This is a genomic window from Gilliamella sp. B3172, assembly GCF_026536465.1.
Classification (GTDB): domain Bacteria; phylum Pseudomonadota; class Gammaproteobacteria; order Enterobacterales; family Orbaceae; genus Gilliamella.
Map to the genome: position 1 here is coordinate 441,574 of NZ_JAFNOA010000002.1, position 16,902 is coordinate 458,475.

General features: G+C 38.7%; 12 protein-coding genes. 10 read left to right on the forward strand and 2 right to left on the reverse strand.

The genetic code is table 11. The annotated features are described in order from the left end of the window. Positions 1-263: 263 nt before the first annotated feature. Positions 264-1,676 (reverse strand): EmmdR/YeeO family multidrug/toxin efflux MATE transporter, encoded by a 1,413-nt coding sequence (locus tag J3U37_RS04645; protein ID WP_255556214.1) that lies wholly within the window; start codon positions 1,674-1,676, stop codon positions 264-266. A 254-nt stretch (positions 1,677-1,930) separates the two neighbouring features. Here J3U37_RS04645 and J3U37_RS04650 point away from each other — a divergent pair, with 254 nt between their 5' ends. From J3U37_RS04650 to J3U37_RS04690, 9 genes are all read left to right on the forward strand, one after another. Next, entirely contained in the window at positions 1,931-2,422 is a 492-nt protein-coding gene (locus J3U37_RS04650; RefSeq protein WP_267328508.1) for a hypothetical protein, read from the forward strand. 271 nt (positions 2,423-2,693) lie between these two features. After that, positions 2,694-3,419, forward strand: coding sequence for an epoxyqueuosine reductase QueH (locus tag J3U37_RS04655; RefSeq protein ID WP_220219476.1), 726 nt, complete (start codon positions 2,694-2,696; stop codon positions 3,417-3,419). A 214-nt stretch (positions 3,420-3,633) separates the two neighbouring features. After that, complete coding sequence (locus J3U37_RS04660) at positions 3,634-7,908, forward strand: acyl-CoA dehydratase activase-related protein (RefSeq protein ID WP_267373516.1); 4,275 nt, start codon at positions 3,634-3,636, stop codon at positions 7,906-7,908. A gap of 73 nt (positions 7,909-7,981) precedes the next feature. Further along, positions 7,982-8,632 (forward strand): CDP-alcohol phosphatidyltransferase family protein, encoded by a 651-nt coding sequence (locus J3U37_RS04665; protein ID WP_255556215.1) that lies wholly within the window; start codon positions 7,982-7,984, stop codon positions 8,630-8,632. Continuing rightward, entirely contained in the window at positions 8,602-10,353 is a 1,752-nt protein-coding gene (locus J3U37_RS04670) for a bifunctional alpha/beta hydrolase/class I SAM-dependent methyltransferase (RefSeq protein WP_267373518.1), read from the forward strand. Before J3U37_RS04665 ends, J3U37_RS04670 begins: the two co-directional genes overlap by 31 nt. A 3-nt stretch (positions 10,354-10,356) precedes the next feature. After that, complete coding sequence (locus J3U37_RS04675) at positions 10,357-11,685, forward strand: phosphatase PAP2/dual specificity phosphatase family protein (protein WP_267373520.1); 1,329 nt, start codon at positions 10,357-10,359, stop codon at positions 11,683-11,685. A 7-nt stretch (positions 11,686-11,692) separates the two neighbouring features. Beyond that, on the forward strand, positions 11,693-12,151 hold the full coding sequence (locus tag J3U37_RS04680; protein ID WP_267373522.1) for a hypothetical protein: 459 nt from the start codon (positions 11,693-11,695) through the stop codon (positions 12,149-12,151). A gap of 65 nt (positions 12,152-12,216) precedes the next feature. Then, the gene (locus J3U37_RS04685; RefSeq protein ID WP_220219482.1) at positions 12,217-13,155 is read left to right on the forward strand and encodes a phosphatidate cytidylyltransferase; all 939 of its coding nucleotides are present in this window, start codon (positions 12,217-12,219) and stop codon (positions 13,153-13,155) included. A 146-nt stretch (positions 13,156-13,301) separates the two neighbouring features. Further along, on the forward strand, positions 13,302-13,565 hold the full coding sequence (locus tag J3U37_RS04690) for an HPr family phosphocarrier protein (RefSeq protein WP_220219483.1): 264 nt from the start codon (positions 13,302-13,304) through the stop codon (positions 13,563-13,565). Positions 13,566-13,672: 107 nt separating this feature from the next. On the opposite strand, the gene J3U37_RS04695 is transcribed toward J3U37_RS04690, so the two are convergent. Next, on the reverse strand, positions 13,673-15,034 hold the full coding sequence (locus J3U37_RS04695) for an APC family permease (RefSeq protein ID WP_220219484.1): 1,362 nt from the start codon (positions 15,032-15,034) through the stop codon (positions 13,673-13,675). A 547-nt stretch (positions 15,035-15,581) separates the two neighbouring features. Between J3U37_RS04695 and J3U37_RS04700 the strand changes: the two genes are divergently transcribed. Then, entirely contained in the window at positions 15,582-16,862 is a 1,281-nt protein-coding gene (locus tag J3U37_RS04700) for a tetratricopeptide repeat protein (RefSeq protein WP_267373524.1), read from the forward strand. Positions 16,863-16,902: the final 40 nt, after the last annotated feature.

The window sequence follows — 16,902 nt, forward strand, 5'->3', positions numbered from 1 at the left end:
GGTGTTTTCTGAAAGTTCTTGACAAGAGTTTACCGGCTTTGATTTATGTAAAGATAACCAATGATTTTTTATTTAATAAACGACCGGCGGTCTAGATTGATTAATATTAGCTAAATAATATTCAAGATTAATATTTTTATATATCTTAAAGATAATCTGATTTTTTACTAAAACATAGGTATTTTCTGAAACTTCTTGACAAGATCTTACCGGCTATGTTGTATGGAACATTTTAATATTGCGCTATTATAAACGTTAAACTATTAGTTTCGCTTTCGATGTCGCCATAACCATTTGCCACTGACTAATCGGTGGTAGAAAAACAGGCTTCTTATCACCCAATCTAGGAACATACCAAACCAGACACCAATCACGCCAAAGCCAAAGTATACACCAAAGATATAACCGACAACGATTCGGCACATCCACATACTGCCAATAGCGACCCACATGGTGTAACTGGCATCTTTAGCACCTTTAAAGCCATAAGGTAGAACAAATGATGAAGCCCAAAATGGCGTAAATAGGGCATTAAACCACAGGAGATGTTTAGCAATGTCGATCACTTCCTGATCATTGGTATATAACGAACTTAAAAAGCCGGCAAAAGGTATGGATAAAAATGCTAAAAAGCAGAGTAAAAAGTTAGTTAAGTGAAAGATAAATTTCAGTTGTCTGGTCGGTTGATAGATCTGCCCCATGCCGATACGTTTACCGACAATGATCGTTGAGGTTGCGCCAAGTGTGCCACCCGGTAAGTTGAGCAAGCCGGCTATTGAAAAGGCAATAAAGTTTGCGGCAATAGTCGATGTGCCCATTCCGGCAACAAATGTTTGAGTAAGCAGCTTACCGATATTAAACATCACCGATTCCACACTGGCGGGAATACCAATGCTAAGAATATCAATCAAGATTTTACTATTAAATGAATGGAAATAACTTCGAAAAGGAATAAATAGCGCTCGACTAGGTTTTATGGTCAGCACCAGTAAAATAAAGAACATTCCGCAATAACGTGAAATGGTTAAGCCAATTCCGGCACCAATAAAACCTAAACCGCCCCAACCAAAAATACCATAAATTAAGATATAACTTATCGATAAGTTGAGGATATTCATAATAATATTTAAGTACATCGGCAATTTAGTGTTACCGGCGCCTCGCAATGCCCCACAACCAACCAATATAAAGGCTAAAGCAGGGTAGCCTAACACCGTTAATCGCAGAAAAGTTAACGTGAGTTCTTTTACGTCTGCTTCGGCTTTTCCAGCAATAATCTCAACTATCCAATAACCGGAAAACTCGACAAATAGAAATAGTAAGATTGATATAATCACTAACAGCGTAATCGATTGCCGGGCAGCAACCACTGCTTTTTTGCGATTATGGCGACCTAAGCTAAACGCCACTACCACCGACGTACCCAGGGCGACCGCCATAAAAAAGGACATTACGATCATATTAAAACTTTCAGCAAGCCCAACCGCTGCCATTTCAGCTTTACCGATCCAACTGACCAGAAAAGTGCTGAAAATGCCCATTAATATAACCGATAGATTTTCGATGAAAATTGGAATGGCTAGCGGGTAGATCTCTTTCCACAATAAGACATTATTCGAGTGTCTTTTTTTATATAATTGCAGATTCTTTAATCGTTTAAGGAGTTGAACATCCAATTTCAGGCCTAATTGACATCAGGAAAAGATAAACACAATTATAACTCCATTATGAAATAAAAATGAATGGCTGTTTTAAAAAAGCGATCAAAAATAGTCAAAAAAATTGGACGATGATTTAGCGGATGAGTTGGCTATTATCTTATTGATAATATTATTTTTCATTTAAATGACAATATTAATTTGTCTGGCACAAGATAATCGATTAAAGTTAATCCTATTAAGCTTATCGTTAAAATGTAAGGCAATGACAAATGGTTTTAGAAAATACCCCAATGAACTTACTTTTATTGACGCTCACTACCTGTTGGTGGGTCTATTTAGGTTTATTTATTTTGGGCATCACTCTGCGTTTTGCGAGTGATAATGTTGTCAAAAGCATCAGTGTTTTTATGGTGATGATTGGCTTGTTAATTCGAACAACGTATTCAATCAAACATCATGATCCGCTATTAAATCCTAACTATACCATTTATTCCGTTGTTTTGATCTGCGTGGGTTTGATGCTATTTCTCTTTGCCACTCAAAACCGACATCGAGAGTTTTTTAGCATCATTTTAGCAACGATTGGCATTAGTGCCGTTGCGATTGATGATATGTTAGCCATGGATCCGAGTTTAACGCTAATGACCGTTGGCACTATCACATTTTTAGTCAATGATCGTATCAAGAAAATTATCAGCAATATTTTTATTATCTTGCCGGTTATATGCCTGATTATCGGCGCGGTTGGGTTATTAATCTAAGTGAATATGGTTAATCGTTTAGTTAATATCATGCTTTATTAACGTGGTTTATTATTAACACGGTGTTTTGTTAACAAGGTTTTTGTTATTAGGGTGTGATATTAATATAGCGCTTTGAGCTAAGTTAAATATTAAAAGCTTAACTGACTCTTTAAGTCGGCCTTTTTAGCCATAAAATTTATAGCGATAACTTGAAGGACACCGATTATCGCTATATCATAGTCGGCTTAAAAATTTCAGTTAGCAGAATAACAAAAATAAAAGAGCTCACATGTTAATTAATGCCAAAGATATTCTTGATAAATTAAATCCCCATAATAAAGTCAATTACGATTCAGTGCTAAAAGAGGTCATTGCTGATTGGCAAAGCGAATCGATTCGCCCCAAATTACTGATCCATAGCTGTTGTGCCCCTTGCAGTACCTATGTTTTAGAGTATTTAGCACAATATGCTGATATCACCATATATTTTGCTAATTCTAATATTCATCCTCGGGTTGAATATGAGTATCGTAGCGTTGTTCAGCAAAAATTTATTGCCGATTTTAATCAAAAAACCGGTCACCATGTGCAATTTTTACAAGCGCCATATCAACCGGCTGAATTTATTAAACAAGTTGAACATCTGCGTGATGCACCGGAAGGGGGGGAACGTTGTCATCTGTGTTATAAAATGCGGTTAGATTTAGCGGCAATTAAAGCGCAAGAGCTGGGCTATGACTATTTTGCCAGCGCCTTGACCTTAAGCCCGAAAAAGAACAGTCAGAAGATCAATCAATTAGGTTTTGAAATTCAAGAGATCTTCTCAGTTAACTATCTTCCTTCCGATTTTAAGAAGAATAATGGCTATAAACGATCGATTGAAATTTGCAAAGAGTACGATGTCTATCGCCAATGTTATTGCGGCTGTATTTTTGCCGCCAAAGCGCAGGGCATCGATTTAAAAAATGTCATTGCAACTGCAAAACAAGGGTTAGCTGAACACCAAAAAGATTAATTTTGGGGGGAAGGATAAACCCACACAAAGTGAAGTGATATCTGAATATTTTCGCTAGCACACACCTTATAAAGTGTGTGCATTTTGAACACATCAAATAAAAACTGCAAAAATTACACTATCTTAAGTTATTTAAAAATATTATGATAAAACTAAGTTTGTGATAAGCATCTTTAAATACTTTAAGTCCTTTTTTGCAAAATGTGAGTTTGTTATGTCAAAAATATATAGGCTTGGATTGGATGTCGGTTCGACTACTGCGAAATGTGTCTTGTTAGATGAGCAAGACCATTTTGTCTATAGCAATTATGTTCGTCATAATACCCATATCATCGCCACCGTGCTTGACCTTTTAAGCGAAATCAAACAAAAAATTGGCAATGATATCGAGCTGTCGGTAAAAGTGACCGGATCGGCCGGTATGGGAATATGCGAAAAAGCTAATATTGCCTTTATTCAAGAAGTGGTTGCGGCTTCTGAAGTGGTTCAGCGCCAATATCCGCAAGTTAGCACTTTAATTGATATCGGCGGTGAAGATAGTAAGATGATCTTCTTTTTTCCCGACCGTCCGCCAGATATTCGAATGAATGGCAGTTGTGCCGGTGGAACAGGTGCCTTTATTGATCAAATGGCTACTTTGCTCTATACCCCCGTACAACAATTCGATCAACTCGCTAAGCATCATGACAACATTTTTCCAATTGCCTCCCGCTGTGGTGTTTTTGCCAAAACCGATGTGCAAAATCTTATCAGCCGTAATGTATCGAAAGAAAATATCGCTTACTCAGTATTACATGCCGTTTGTATCCAGTTGGTAAACAGCCTTGCTCGAGGCTATGATATTGTGCCAAAGGTGATGTTTATTGGCGGACCGTTTTCATTTATTCCAACCTTAAAACAAGCTGCTTGCGATATTTTAAAGTTGAATGCTAATGATGTTGTGCAAACGGCGCACCCGACGCTATTATCGGCATGGGGCGCCGCTATTGATAGCTGTTGCCGAACAGTGCTTTCGATTGATGATTTTACCCAAAGATTAACTGCTTCAAATAAAATTCAGCTCGCTTCTCCCACTCGCTTAAAGCCGCTATTTAGTCAGTCGTTATCTTTTGCAGATTGGCAAAAGCAGCGTCACTATATTCAAATCCCCAGCGTAAGCCTATCGGATTATTCAAAGCAAAATGCTTTTTTAGGTATTGATAGTGGTTCAACCACCACCAAAATTACTTTAATTGGTGAAGATAACCAGCTACTTTTTAGCTATTATGCGCCCAATAATGGACACTCCATTAGTGCCTTAATTAAAGGCTTAACACAGTTAAAACAAGAGATTACCGCATCCGGCAAAACCATCAATATTGCTCGCACCGGTGTGACCGGTTATGGGGAAGAGCTGTTAAAGGCGGCATTTGCTATTGATGATGGATTAGTTGAAACCATGGCGCATTTTGCCGCAGCCAAACATATTGATCCCAAAGTCAGTTTTATTATGGATATTGGCGGGCAAGATATGAAAGCCATTTTTATCGCTAATGGCGTAGTGAATCATATCGAGTTAAATGAAGCGTGTTCATCGGGTTGTGGTTCATTTATTGAAACCTTTGCAAAATCGCTTAATTCCAATACGATCGAGTTTGCCAATGCCGCTTGTCAATCCACTAGCCCCTGCGATTTAGGGACTCGTTGTACGGTATTTATGAACTCTAAAGTGAAACAAGCACTGCGTGAAAACGCCACCATGGGCGATATATCCGCCGGGCTTGCGTTTTCGGTAATTAAAAATGCCATTCATAAAGTGCTGAAGTTGCATGATATAAAAAAACTAGGCGATCATATTGTGGTGCAAGGGGGAACGTTTAAAAATCCGGCGGTATTTCGGGCGCTGGAACAGTTAACCGGCGCACAGATCGCCAGCTCCAATATTCCGGAACTAATGGGCGCTTATGGCTCAGCGCTGTTTGCTAAACATCATTACGCTGAGCATCCGAGCTTATCAACCTTTATCGGTTTAGATAATTTGGATAAGGCGCTAGATAACAAAGCTAAGCCTTCACGCTGTAAAGGATGCGAAAATCATTGTGATATTATGATTTACCGTTTTGCCAATGGGCAGCGCTATTATTCGGGCAATAAATGCGAACGTTTTTTAAGCAATAATCCTTATCAAGATAAACATGCATTTAACATGTTTGATTTCAAAAACTCGCTTTTATTTGATCGCTGTAACGGTGAAGTGCCAAATGCCACAATCAATATTGGTATTCCTCGTGTTTTAGGCCAGTATGAAAATTTCCCGTTTTGGCATACATTGCTCACCGCCAGCGGTATCAATGTGACCCTTTCACCATTTTCGACCCATGAAATTTATGAAAAAGGCGCCGGCACTGTAATGTCAGACAGCATCTGCTTTCCCGCTAAACTGGTGCACGGGCATATTATGGCGCTGATTAACGCCAATGTTGATCGTATTTTTATGCCTATGGTGATATTTGAATCGGCACAGTTTAATAATGCGGTCAATAGCTATAACTGTCCGATTGTCAGTAGTTATGCCGAAGTGATAAATAGCGCTATCAATCCGGCTAGCAAATATGGTATTGCGCTTGATTATCCGGTCATCAATTTTAGTGATATTAAATTGCTTAAAAAAGGCTGCATAGCATATCTAACATCATTAGGCATTACTAAACAAGTTGCCAATAAGGCGTTTAAACAAGCCTTGATTGCGCAAAGTGACTACAAAAAAGCGCTCTATGATAAAGCGGTTGACGTGTTGGATAAGGCGAAGCAAACTGGGCGTTATGTCTTTATTTTAGCTGGTCGTCCTTATCATAGCGACAGCTTAATCAACCATAAAACCCCTGAGATTTTAAACGCTTTAGGTTGTGATGTGATTTGCGAAGATTCAGTATTGGGCGCCACTGATGCGCTTTCGCCGGAACTGCAAATCTGCTCGCAGTGGAGTTACCCAAACCGCCTGTACGCCGCAGCATCGTTTGTAGCTCAGCAGCCAAATAATATTCAATTTGTTCAGTTAAACTCTTTTGGTTGTGGACCCGATGCAATTGTCACTGATGAGTGTAAAGCGATCTTAGCGTCGCAAGGCAAAACCTGCACCGTGATTCGGGTTGATGAGATCACTGCTACCGGCTCAGTTAGATTACGGTTACGCTCAATTATTGAATCAATCCGGATTAATCATCACCAACCATTAACATTGCAAGAGCGCCAAAAAACAGCGATTTTTACGCTACCCGATAAACAGCGAAAAACGATATTAGCGCCGTTTATTTCTGACTTTTATTCGCCTTTGTTACCGCCGATTTTTGCTTTATCCGGTTATAAATTGGAAATTTTGCCTAAGCCGGATAAGCGTTCGGTTGAGTGGGGCTTAAAATATTGTAATAACGAGATCTGTTATCCGGCAACAATCATTGTCGGCGACATTATTAAAGCACTGCGTTCGGGGAAATATCAGCGTGATCAAGTCGCTATTGGCATTACCCAAACCGGTGGGCAATGTCGTGCCAGTAGCTATCTATCATTAATTAAAAAAGCGATGATAAGTAATGGTTTTGCCGATGTACCGATTATTTCGCTTAGTACCGGTAATATCAATGAAATTGAGCAACCGGGCTTTAAAATTAACTGGCTTAAAACTCTACCGACGACTTTCTTTGCCATGCTGTTTGCCGATTCGCTGGCTAAAATGTATTACGCCATTGCGCCGAGGGCAAAAGTGAAACAGCAAGCTGATGAGCTTAAACGGTTTTACACCGACAAACTAAAACAGCTTATTAGCCAACACAAGGGTAAAAAAGCGATTTTTACTTTATTAAGTCAAGCCGTGGCGCAGTTTAATCAGATTGAAACGCACAATAGAGCCTGCCCGCAGATCGGTATTGTGGGTGAAATCTATGTCAAATATAATAATTTTGGTAATCAACATAGTGTAGAGTGGCTGATAGAACAAGGCATTGAGCCGGTGATGCCACCAATGATTGAATTTTTTGCGCAATGTTTTGTTAACTATGACAGCAATATCAAAAATCATCTGATTGCTAATAGTTACCTGTCTTATGTACTTAAATTCCTAGAAAAAATAGCGCAGGTTTATATCGATAAAACCAACCAGATATTAGCGGACTTTAAATACTATCAACCTTTCCATAACCTGCGCAATATGGCGCAAAAAGCGCAAGAGATCTTAAATTTAGCCAACCAATTTGGTGAAGGTTGGTTAATTCCAGCCGGTATTATGACTTTTGCCCAGCAAGGGATAGATAATGTTATCAGCTTACAGCCATTTGGTTGTATCGCCAATCATGTGGTATCAAAAGGCGTTGAAAAGCGGATGCGAGATCTGAATCCTAAACTTAATCTACTATATCTTGATTTTGATGACGGAGCAGGGGAAGTAAATGTACTTAATCGTTTGCATTTTATGATAAGTGCTTTAAAGTATAGTCAGTTACAACGCATTGTTTAATATATGTAAAGCGCTATAATGGTTGCTTAATCTGTTGGTTAACGCCCTCATTTATGGCTAAAAAGGATTGCAAGTGTTGTCAATATATCAATTAAAATCACGGTTCCAATCTCTACTTCGCCCTTATGCGAATAAAATTTACCATGCCGATATTACGGCTAATCAGGTCACGATCGCTGCTTGTATAGGATCGATTTTTGTGTCATTAATTGTTGGGCTATTAGCGCAATATCAATGGGTTTTTTATCTCATCCCGCTATGGATGTTTATTCGTATGGCGCTCAATGCCATTGACGGTATGTTGGCAAGAGAGTTTAACCAAAAATCTAATCTAGGCGCTTACTTAAATGAAATTTGTGATGTGATATCTGATTGCGCACTGATCGCTGTATTTACGCAAGTTGCTACTGTTAGCTATAGTTTAGTTATGTTTGTGGTATTGCTTTCGTTTCTGACTGAATATAGTGGCGTGTTGGGACTGATGATTGGCGCTACCCGCCGTTATGACGGACCTATGGGCAAAAGTGATCGCGCATTTGTTTTCAGTGTTATCAGTTTAGGTATTGCAAGCTATTTACTCCCATTGGATTGGATTAATCCTTTACTGTGGCTGATAAGTGCTTTACTAATCTATACCATTGTAAATCGGATCAAAAAGGGATTGAATGAGTCCAAAGAATTAAGGATCAGTTTATGCGACAACAACAAGAAAAATCTTTTATAAGTCATGATGGCTGCCAAATTTTTTATCGCTATTGGCCGGCTGTGGATAGCGACCAACAATCAAATCAAGCGTTGGTGCTGTTTCATCGAGGGCATGAACATTCCGGACGTGTTGCGCATCTGGCTGATGAACTTGCGCTGCCCGATTTCCAAATCTTTGCATGGGATGCAAGAGGAAACGGACAATCAGAAGGGGAGCGAGGAGATGCCCCAAACTTTGCCACTTTAGTCAAAGATGCGCAATGTTTTATTGAACATATCACCCAAGAGTACGGACTTAACCAACAAGATATCGCTATTATCGCCCAAAGTGTAGGCGCAGTTATTGCCAGCGCTTGGGTGCATGATTATGTGCCCAATATTCGTGCTTTAGTCTTAGCATCACCCGCTTTTAGCGTTAAACTCTATGTGCCGCTTGCCGTTCCCGGACTAAAATTGCTGTATAACTTTAAAGGCAATTTCTTTGTTAATAGTTATGTCAAACCCAATTTATTAACTCATGATGCTGAACGTGCCCGCTCATTCACGCAAGACCCACTCATTACCCGACCGATTTCAGTGCGTTTACTGCTCGATCTCTATTCGGTATCAGACAGAATTATAAAAGATGCTAACGCAATTACCGTACCGACTCAATTACTGGTTTCCGGATCGGATTATGTGGTTAGGCGTAAACCCCAACAACAGTTTTATGACAATCTAGGCACGCCGCAAAAAGAGTTTCATATTTTGCCGGGCTTTTTTCATGATACGTTGGGTGAAAAAGATCGCCATATCGCTCTTGAACGAGCAAGGCGTTTTATTCTCGGCTGCTTTGCCAGCCCAGCTTATACGCCGTCACGACTTAACGCCGATCGGGTAGGTTATACTCGATTAGAAACCGATAATTTAACCTTACCGCCTTCCGGTTTAGTTAAGCCGTTATATTGGAAATTTATTAAGGCAAGCTTAAAGTACGCCGGCAAAATATCTCATGGCATTAAACTCGGTTTAGAAACTGGCTTTGATTCCGGCAGTACCCTTGATTATGTCTATCGGAATGAACCTGCGGGAAATTCTAAATTAGGGCAATTTTTTGATTATCTCTATTTACAATCTATTGGTTGGCGTGGCATTAGACAACGTAAGCTCAATCTTGAAGAGCTATTAAAAGAGGCGATTAGTCGTTTACAGCAACAAAATGACAAGGTCAATATTGTCGATATTGCAGCCGGCCATGGACGCTATATTTTAGATACCATTACTCAAATCGCTCACAAACCCGATTACGTGCTATTGAGGGATTATAGCGATATTAATGTTCGTGACGGGCAAGCATTGATTGAACAAAAAGGCTTAAGTGATATCGTTCGTTTTGAAAAAGGTGATGCGTTTGATCGACAACAATTAGCGCAATTATCACCAAAACCTAATCTTGCCATTGTCTCAGGGCTTTACGAGCTGTTTGGCGATAATCAATTAATCCATAACTCGTTAGCCGGATTAGCCGATGCGATACCGGTTGGTGGTTTTTTGATTTATACCAACCAGCCTTGGCATCCACAGTTAACCTTTATTGCCAGAGCGTTAACTTCTCATCGAGACGGTCAACCTTGGATAATGCGTAGACGAACACAACTTGAAATGGATCAGCTTGTCGCTCAAGCGGGCTTCAAAAAAATTACCATGCGCATTGATCAGTGGGGCATCTTTACCGTTTCATTAGCACAGCGCATTCACTAATCGATGATGAAAACATCAGCAACCGCACCTTCAACTCATTTAAGCATTTATAAATGCTTATGGTTAGTTGGATTGTGCCTGTTTTTCTTTAGCAGTTATAATTTAACCAACTCATTTACCGCTAGCCGTGCTGATGTCACAAGCATTGTTTTTAGCTGGGAAAGCTTAATTCCGCTTTGGTCTTGGACTATTGTGCCCTATTGGTCAATCGATTTGATGTATGGTCTGGCAATCTTATTAGCAACCAGTAAGCAATCGGTTAAAACACTTTGTTTACGACTACTGACCGCTCAAATAATTTGTATCGGCTGTTTTTTGCTTTTCCCGCTTAAGTTCAGCTATGAACGCCCGGCTTTAGACGGCTTTTTGGGATGGCTGTTTGAGGTATTAATGGGCTTTGATAAGCCATTTAATCAAGCCCCGTCACTGCATATCACCTTACTGGTTATTTTGTGGCAATTTTATGCCGGCTATTTTAAATCTGTGGCAACAAAGTATCTGCTTAATATTTGGTGTTTACTGATTGCGCTTTCCGTATTAACCACATGGCAACACCACTTTTTTGATATACCGACCGGATTATGGGTTGGTTGCTTATGTATCTGGTTATGGCCGGATAATGGGCAATCACTATTCAAAAATGCTTCACACTTGAAAAACGGCAAATGGGTGACGCTCTATAGTGTTTTTGCGCTTATAACCTATGGTTTGGCTGTTTACTTTAAGCATGAGACATTGTGGTTATTATGGTTAGCCGGCGCACTGGTATTAGTTGCCATTAATTATTTGCTATTAGGTGCTAAAGGTTTTCAAAAACAGCCTAACGGACGGTTTAAGTTGGCTATCGCCATACTTTATTTACCTTATTGGGTTGTTATGTGGCTCAATTCCCGTTTATGGACCATTAACCATGCATCCCCCGATATCATCGAAGAAAAGCTTTATCTTGGTCGCATAGCGGAAACTAAAACGCTCAAAGCCTACCAGTTTGTTTCGGTGCTGGACTTATGCGCTGAATTACCCATAGCGCCTTTTAAGGGCAATTATACTTTAATACCGGTCTTAGATATGACCCCGCTAACCGCGGCGCAGTGCCAGCAGAGCGCAGAAGTGATTAATCAGTATTATCAAAAGGGCAAATTACTGGTGTGTTGTGCATTAGGTTATTCCCGTAGCGCTACGGCGGTTATTGCTTGGTTATTATGGACGCATCGAGCGCAAAATCTTGATGAAGCCATTGCCAAAGTAAAAGCTTGTCGTAGCAGTATTGTGATCTCTAAAGCGCAACGTGTAATTTTAACTGAGTGGTTTTTACAATTAAAAAAGGGGTAAAGATTAGATGACTCAAACCGATAATATAACGAAAACGAGGTTAGTGACATTCAGTAGCTTTTTACTTATCAGCCAGCGATTAGATATTTTGTCGTTATCATTGAGCTTAATGGCACTGTTTTTCTGGCTACTGGCAAGTTGGTCAATCGGCAATCTATATGTAATCATATTGTGTTTGATCACTTTTTTTATCGGATTAATCAGTAAATATTATGCGCTACGTATCGCCTTTGATAGAAAGTTATTTGAATATCTTGCCAGCCAAAGCGACCGTCTGCCCGAAGCAATCACGGAATTAGACGATGCTTTAGGGCAATTAAATCTGATTAAAGCGAATCAACAAAACGTGCGATCAATCCATGAACGTGAAAACGGCACAATGAAGTTATTCAAAAAACAGATCGCTTGTATTATTTTACAACTTGGATTACTAACAGCTCTGGCGTTAGGTGTGTTATTTTTTTAATTAAGCACACCCTGCATTAATGCTTAATGCTACATTGAGCAATAACAGACAATCAGGAGAAAGACATGACAGATTACCAACGTGATACACTGCTTTTATTTTTGGGTATCGGTCTGTTTTTAGTCATCGCATCGACTATTGGTCTGTTATTAAAACGACGAGTGCAAAGTCCTAATCCGGTGATTGATAATTTAAACACCCGCATTAATGCTTGGTGGATTATGGTGCTAATTATTGGTTTGGCATTTTTCATCGGAAAACTGGCGGTCATTTTTCTATTTTTTGTTATATCCGGCTTAGCATTGCGTGAATTTTTGGTCTTAACCCCCGTTAACCGCTATGACTTTTATGCGCTAATTTTTGCCTTTGGCGTTGCCTTACCACTGCAATATATTTTCGTTGCCATTTCTTGGTATGGGATGTTCAGTATCTTTATACCGATTTATGGTTTTTTATTGTTAGCTATTTTGTCGTCAATTACCGGTTCAAGCCAAAATTTTCTTGAACGCACTGCCGAAGTACAATGGGGGCTGACAATCACCGTTTACAGCATCTCTTGTGTGCCGGCATTATTAGCGTTACAAATCGATAATTATCAAGGCCGAAACTTACTGCTTATTGCTTTTTTAGTCTTGGTTGTGCAGTTATCCGATGTTTTACAATATGTGTTTGGAAAATTATGGGGCAAGCATAAAATCAGTCCAAATTTATCCCCGTCAAAAACCATTGAAGGTTTTGTCGGTGGGGTATTATCGGCAAGCTTTATTGGTGCTTGCTTGTTTTGGATAACGCCATTTAGCTTTGTGCAAGCCGGGCTGATTTCGTTAATGATCACCTTGCTTGGTTTTTTTGGTGGATTGGTTATGTCTGCCATTAAGCGAGATCGGGGCGTAAAAGATTGGGGACGGCTAATCGGGGGGCATGGCGGTGTGCTTGATCGGTTTGATTCAATCTGTTTTGCTGCGCCGGTTTTTTTCCATGTTGTTCGATATTTCTGGGGATAAAAGTAAACTGAGATTGAATAATCCTTCAAATCATTGATGCGTATTATTTTGCAAAAATTTGCATGCAAAAAAAGAGCAATATTATTCAATTTATGATATAAATACTGCCATTGTATTAACGTTAAGATATAAATAAGGACTGTAATATGTTAAAAGAGCAAATGGTAGTAAAAAATTCAACTGGTTTACATGCACGCCCTGTAACGACACTGGTAAAATTAGCGGGTCGTTATAAATCATCTATTGAGCTTGTTTATAATGATAAAACGATCAAATTAAAAAGTATGATGGGTTTGCTTGGTGCTGGTATTAAAGGTGGTTCAACTGTCGAAATTATTTGTGACGGTGAAGACGAGCAAGCAGCGATGGATGAAATCCGTGAATTATTTGCTACTGGTTTTGGTGAGTAATTAACGATACTTATTCATAACCAAAAATTTCATTATTCCGTCGACATCATGTCGACGGAATTGTTTTAAAAGGACAGTAACTAAAACTTGTAAGTAGACCAGATAATTTAATCTTTAATAATCGAACTTAATTCTTTATGATCGATCGAAGGTAATGCAGATCTAAAGCCTTTGGTTAAATAGACCAAATATAAAAAGCCAATTGCTAACCAGACCAATCCAACAACCATCGCTGTTTCATCCAAACTTGTCCACAACCACAAAGAAAGTAGCACGCCAATCGCCGGCAATAATCCATATTTAAACAGGATTGCTAACGTTTTAGTGTTTTTACCGCTAAGATAACTTTTGATAACACATAAGTTAACAAAAGTAAAAGCAACTAAGGCGCCAAAGCTTATCATCGAAACGACCAGACTAAGATCTAATACTAATGATAGCAATGAAAAACAAGCTACAAAGATAATCGATAAATAAGGCGTTCTAAAGCGTGGATGAATTTTATAGAAGATCTGCTTCGGTAACACACCTTCACGCCCCATAGCATAAAAAATGCGTGAAACACTGGTTTGTGCAGTCATTGCAGAGGCAAACACACCGGTTAAATATGCAGCTTGGAAAAAGTTATACATAAAATCACCACCTAAATGGCTAATATCACCTACACGGCGCACAACTTCTAAACTTGCAGTATCTTTGTTATTAGCAAAATCGATCCAGTTAGGATAAGCTAAATGGGCACAATAAGAGACCACCAAAAAGATACAACCGGCAATAAGCACGGTACATATAATCGCTCTAGGTAACGATTTTTGCGCATCATTTGACTCTTCAGCTAACGTTGCAATAGCATCAAATCCTAAAAATGCTAAGCATAATATTGCTGCCCCGGAAAGTAGCCCGCTAAAATCGCCCGCATTCACTAACAACGGTTTCATCATTGCTTCAGGCGTTAAATTAACATTGGTCAGTGTTAAAAAGATAAATAACCCGATAAAAATCATTTGAACAATAATCAAAGTAAAATTAACCGAATTAATTAACTTAATACCTAAGTAATTTAAAAAGCTTACGCTAATTAAAGAACCTAACACAAAAACCCATGCGGGAATATCAGGAAATGCTTCATTAAGATAGATACCCAAAACCAAATAATTTAATATCGGTAAAAACAGGTAATCAAGGATTTGCGCCCAACCAACCAAAAATCCAATTTTGCCTCCAAAGGTATGTTGTACATAAGAGTAGGCAGATCCAGCAATCGGTAGCTTATTTGCCATACGGCAATAGCTCAGTGCTGTAAAAAAGATCATGGCTAAGGTGATAATGTAAGCTACAGGTAAGTGCCCATTACTGGCAACGGTAACTTCCCCATAAGTGGTAAAGATCCCTAAAGGAACCATATAAGCTAAACCAAATGCAATCAATGCAGGTGTGGTTAAAACTCGTTTCATTTTTATTGCGGACATGACTAACTTTGCTCCTCTGTCCCAAAAAACAATAAAAAACTACTAAGTATAGTTTTGCCTTTTTACCCGCTAAAAGCGGCAGGGAATTCTCCCACATTATTATAATTATGCAAGCTAATTTTTATTATATTGACATTAAATTATGCAAACGGCGAATTTGACCATTTAGGATGAATTATTTCTAAACAAATCTTAATCAAAATAGATGGTTTAAATGCATTGAAAGTGACTGATATTTAGGTAAGCGTTCAGTGATGAATAAGTATAAAAGGATGAAAATAGAATATGCTAAGGTTATTTACTCATAAAATAAATTCCTTTTTTAATTGCTGAAGGAAAGGGAATAGTGTGGTTAAATACTTTTCTAATAACAGAGACATTTTTATGTGACCCAATAAGTGGTGTGTTAACATTTTTTTCAACTCTATATATCCATAAACCTTTAAAAGTACATTGTTAACGAGTAAAAGAAAGCAAGCCTATTTTGTTCTTTTATTATTAGTAGGCAAAGTAAAAAATACTATATTTTAGGAATCTAAGGAAAACCATGAAAAAAACACTATTTGTTGTATTAGCAGCATTATTATCGACGACGGCTTACGCTAATCATTGCGCTAGCTATTTTGAACAAAAAGATTTTGAAAAAGCTTTAATTGCTTGTAACACTGAGGCTAAGCATGGAGATAGGGAAGCTCAGTTTAATTTAGCACATATATATTACCAACGTATAGGTGTCGGCAATAAAGAAAAAGCGATATATTGGTACACAAAAGCAGCGGAACAAGGGCTTGTTGAGGCGCAATATTATTTAGCACTGATGTATAACATGGGGTACGTTGTCAACAGTCATCTTGTCGGCATTGATAACGATAAAGCACTCTATTGGTTCACAAAAGCAGCGGAACAAGGTCATATTTATGCGCAATTAGAGTTAGCCTATATGTATGACCAAGGAGATGGTGTCGAAGTCAATAAAGAAAAAGCACTTTATTGGTACTCTCAAGCTCAAGAAGAAGAAAAGGGGGCTGCTTACGTGCAATATTATTTTGCAAGGATGTATGCTGAAGGTGATGAAGTCAAAGTTGATAAAAGGAAAGCACTATATTGGTACACAAAAGCAGCTGAACAAGGGCTTGGTGATGCACAATATGATTTAGCACTTATGTATGACAACGGGGATGGTGTCGAAGCCGATAAAGAAAAAGCGCTATATTGGTATACTAAAGTAGCAGAAGAAGGGTTTATTACTGCACAATTAGAGTTATCTTATATGTATGACCAAGGTGAGGGTATTAAAGTCAATAAAGAAAAAGCACTCTATTGGAACTCCCGAGCTCAAGCTCAAATAGAAAGACAGGAATTAGGGATTGTTGAAGTGCTATCTGGTTTTGCACGTATGTATGCCCAAGGTAATGGGGTCAAAGTTGATATCGGGAAAGCATTATATTGGTATACAAAAGCAGTAGAAGAAGGGGATATTTTATCGGAATTAGAGTTAGCTTATATGTATGACCAAGGTGAGGGTGTCGAAGCCAATCAGGAAAAAGCGTTATATTGGTTTTCTCAAGCTCAAGGAGTGGAAGAAGGGTTTGTTGGAGCGCAATATTATTTGGCAAGGATGTATGCTGAAGGTGATGATGTCAACGTTGATAAAAGGAAAGCATTATATTGGTACACAAAAGCCGCTGAACAAGGACTTGGTGATGCACAATATGATTTAGCACTTATGTATGACAAAGGAGATGGTGTCGCAGTCGATAAAGAAAAAGCGTTGTATTGGTACAAAAAAGCAGCCGATCAGGGTGTTACTGAAGCAACGCATAATTAAGGTGTTATGTATTGTAAAGATGACAGTGTAGAAAATAGCG

Excerpts from the sequence above, each read along its gene's own strand:
- J3U37_RS04675 (WP_267373520.1), top strand. The coding sequence starts at position 10,357 with ATGATGAAAACATCAGCAACCGCACCTTCAACTCATTTAAGCATTTAT.
- J3U37_RS04650 (WP_267328508.1), top strand. The coding sequence starts at position 1,931 with ATGGTTTTAGAAAATACCCCAATGAACTTACTTTTATTGACGCTCACT.
- J3U37_RS04690 (WP_220219483.1), top strand. The coding sequence starts at position 13,302 with ATGTTAAAAGAGCAAATGGTAGTAAAAAATTCAACTGGTTTACATGCA.
- J3U37_RS04660 (WP_267373516.1), top strand. The coding sequence starts at position 3,634 with ATGTCAAAAATATATAGGCTTGGATTGGATGTCGGTTCGACTACTGCG.
- J3U37_RS04685 (WP_220219482.1), top strand. The coding sequence starts at position 12,217 with ATGACAGATTACCAACGTGATACACTGCTTTTATTTTTGGGTATCGGT.
- J3U37_RS04700 (WP_267373524.1), top strand. The coding sequence starts at position 15,582 with ATGAAAAAAACACTATTTGTTGTATTAGCAGCATTATTATCGACGACG.
- J3U37_RS04655 (WP_220219476.1), top strand. The coding sequence starts at position 2,694 with ATGTTAATTAATGCCAAAGATATTCTTGATAAATTAAATCCCCATAAT.
- J3U37_RS04680 (WP_267373522.1), top strand. The coding sequence starts at position 11,693 with ATGACTCAAACCGATAATATAACGAAAACGAGGTTAGTGACATTCAGT.
- J3U37_RS04670 (WP_267373518.1), top strand. The coding sequence starts at position 8,602 with ATGCGACAACAACAAGAAAAATCTTTTATAAGTCATGATGGCTGCCAA.
- J3U37_RS04695 (WP_220219484.1), bottom strand. The coding sequence starts at position 15,034 with ATGTCCGCAATAAAAATGAAACGAGTTTTAACCACACCTGCATTGATT.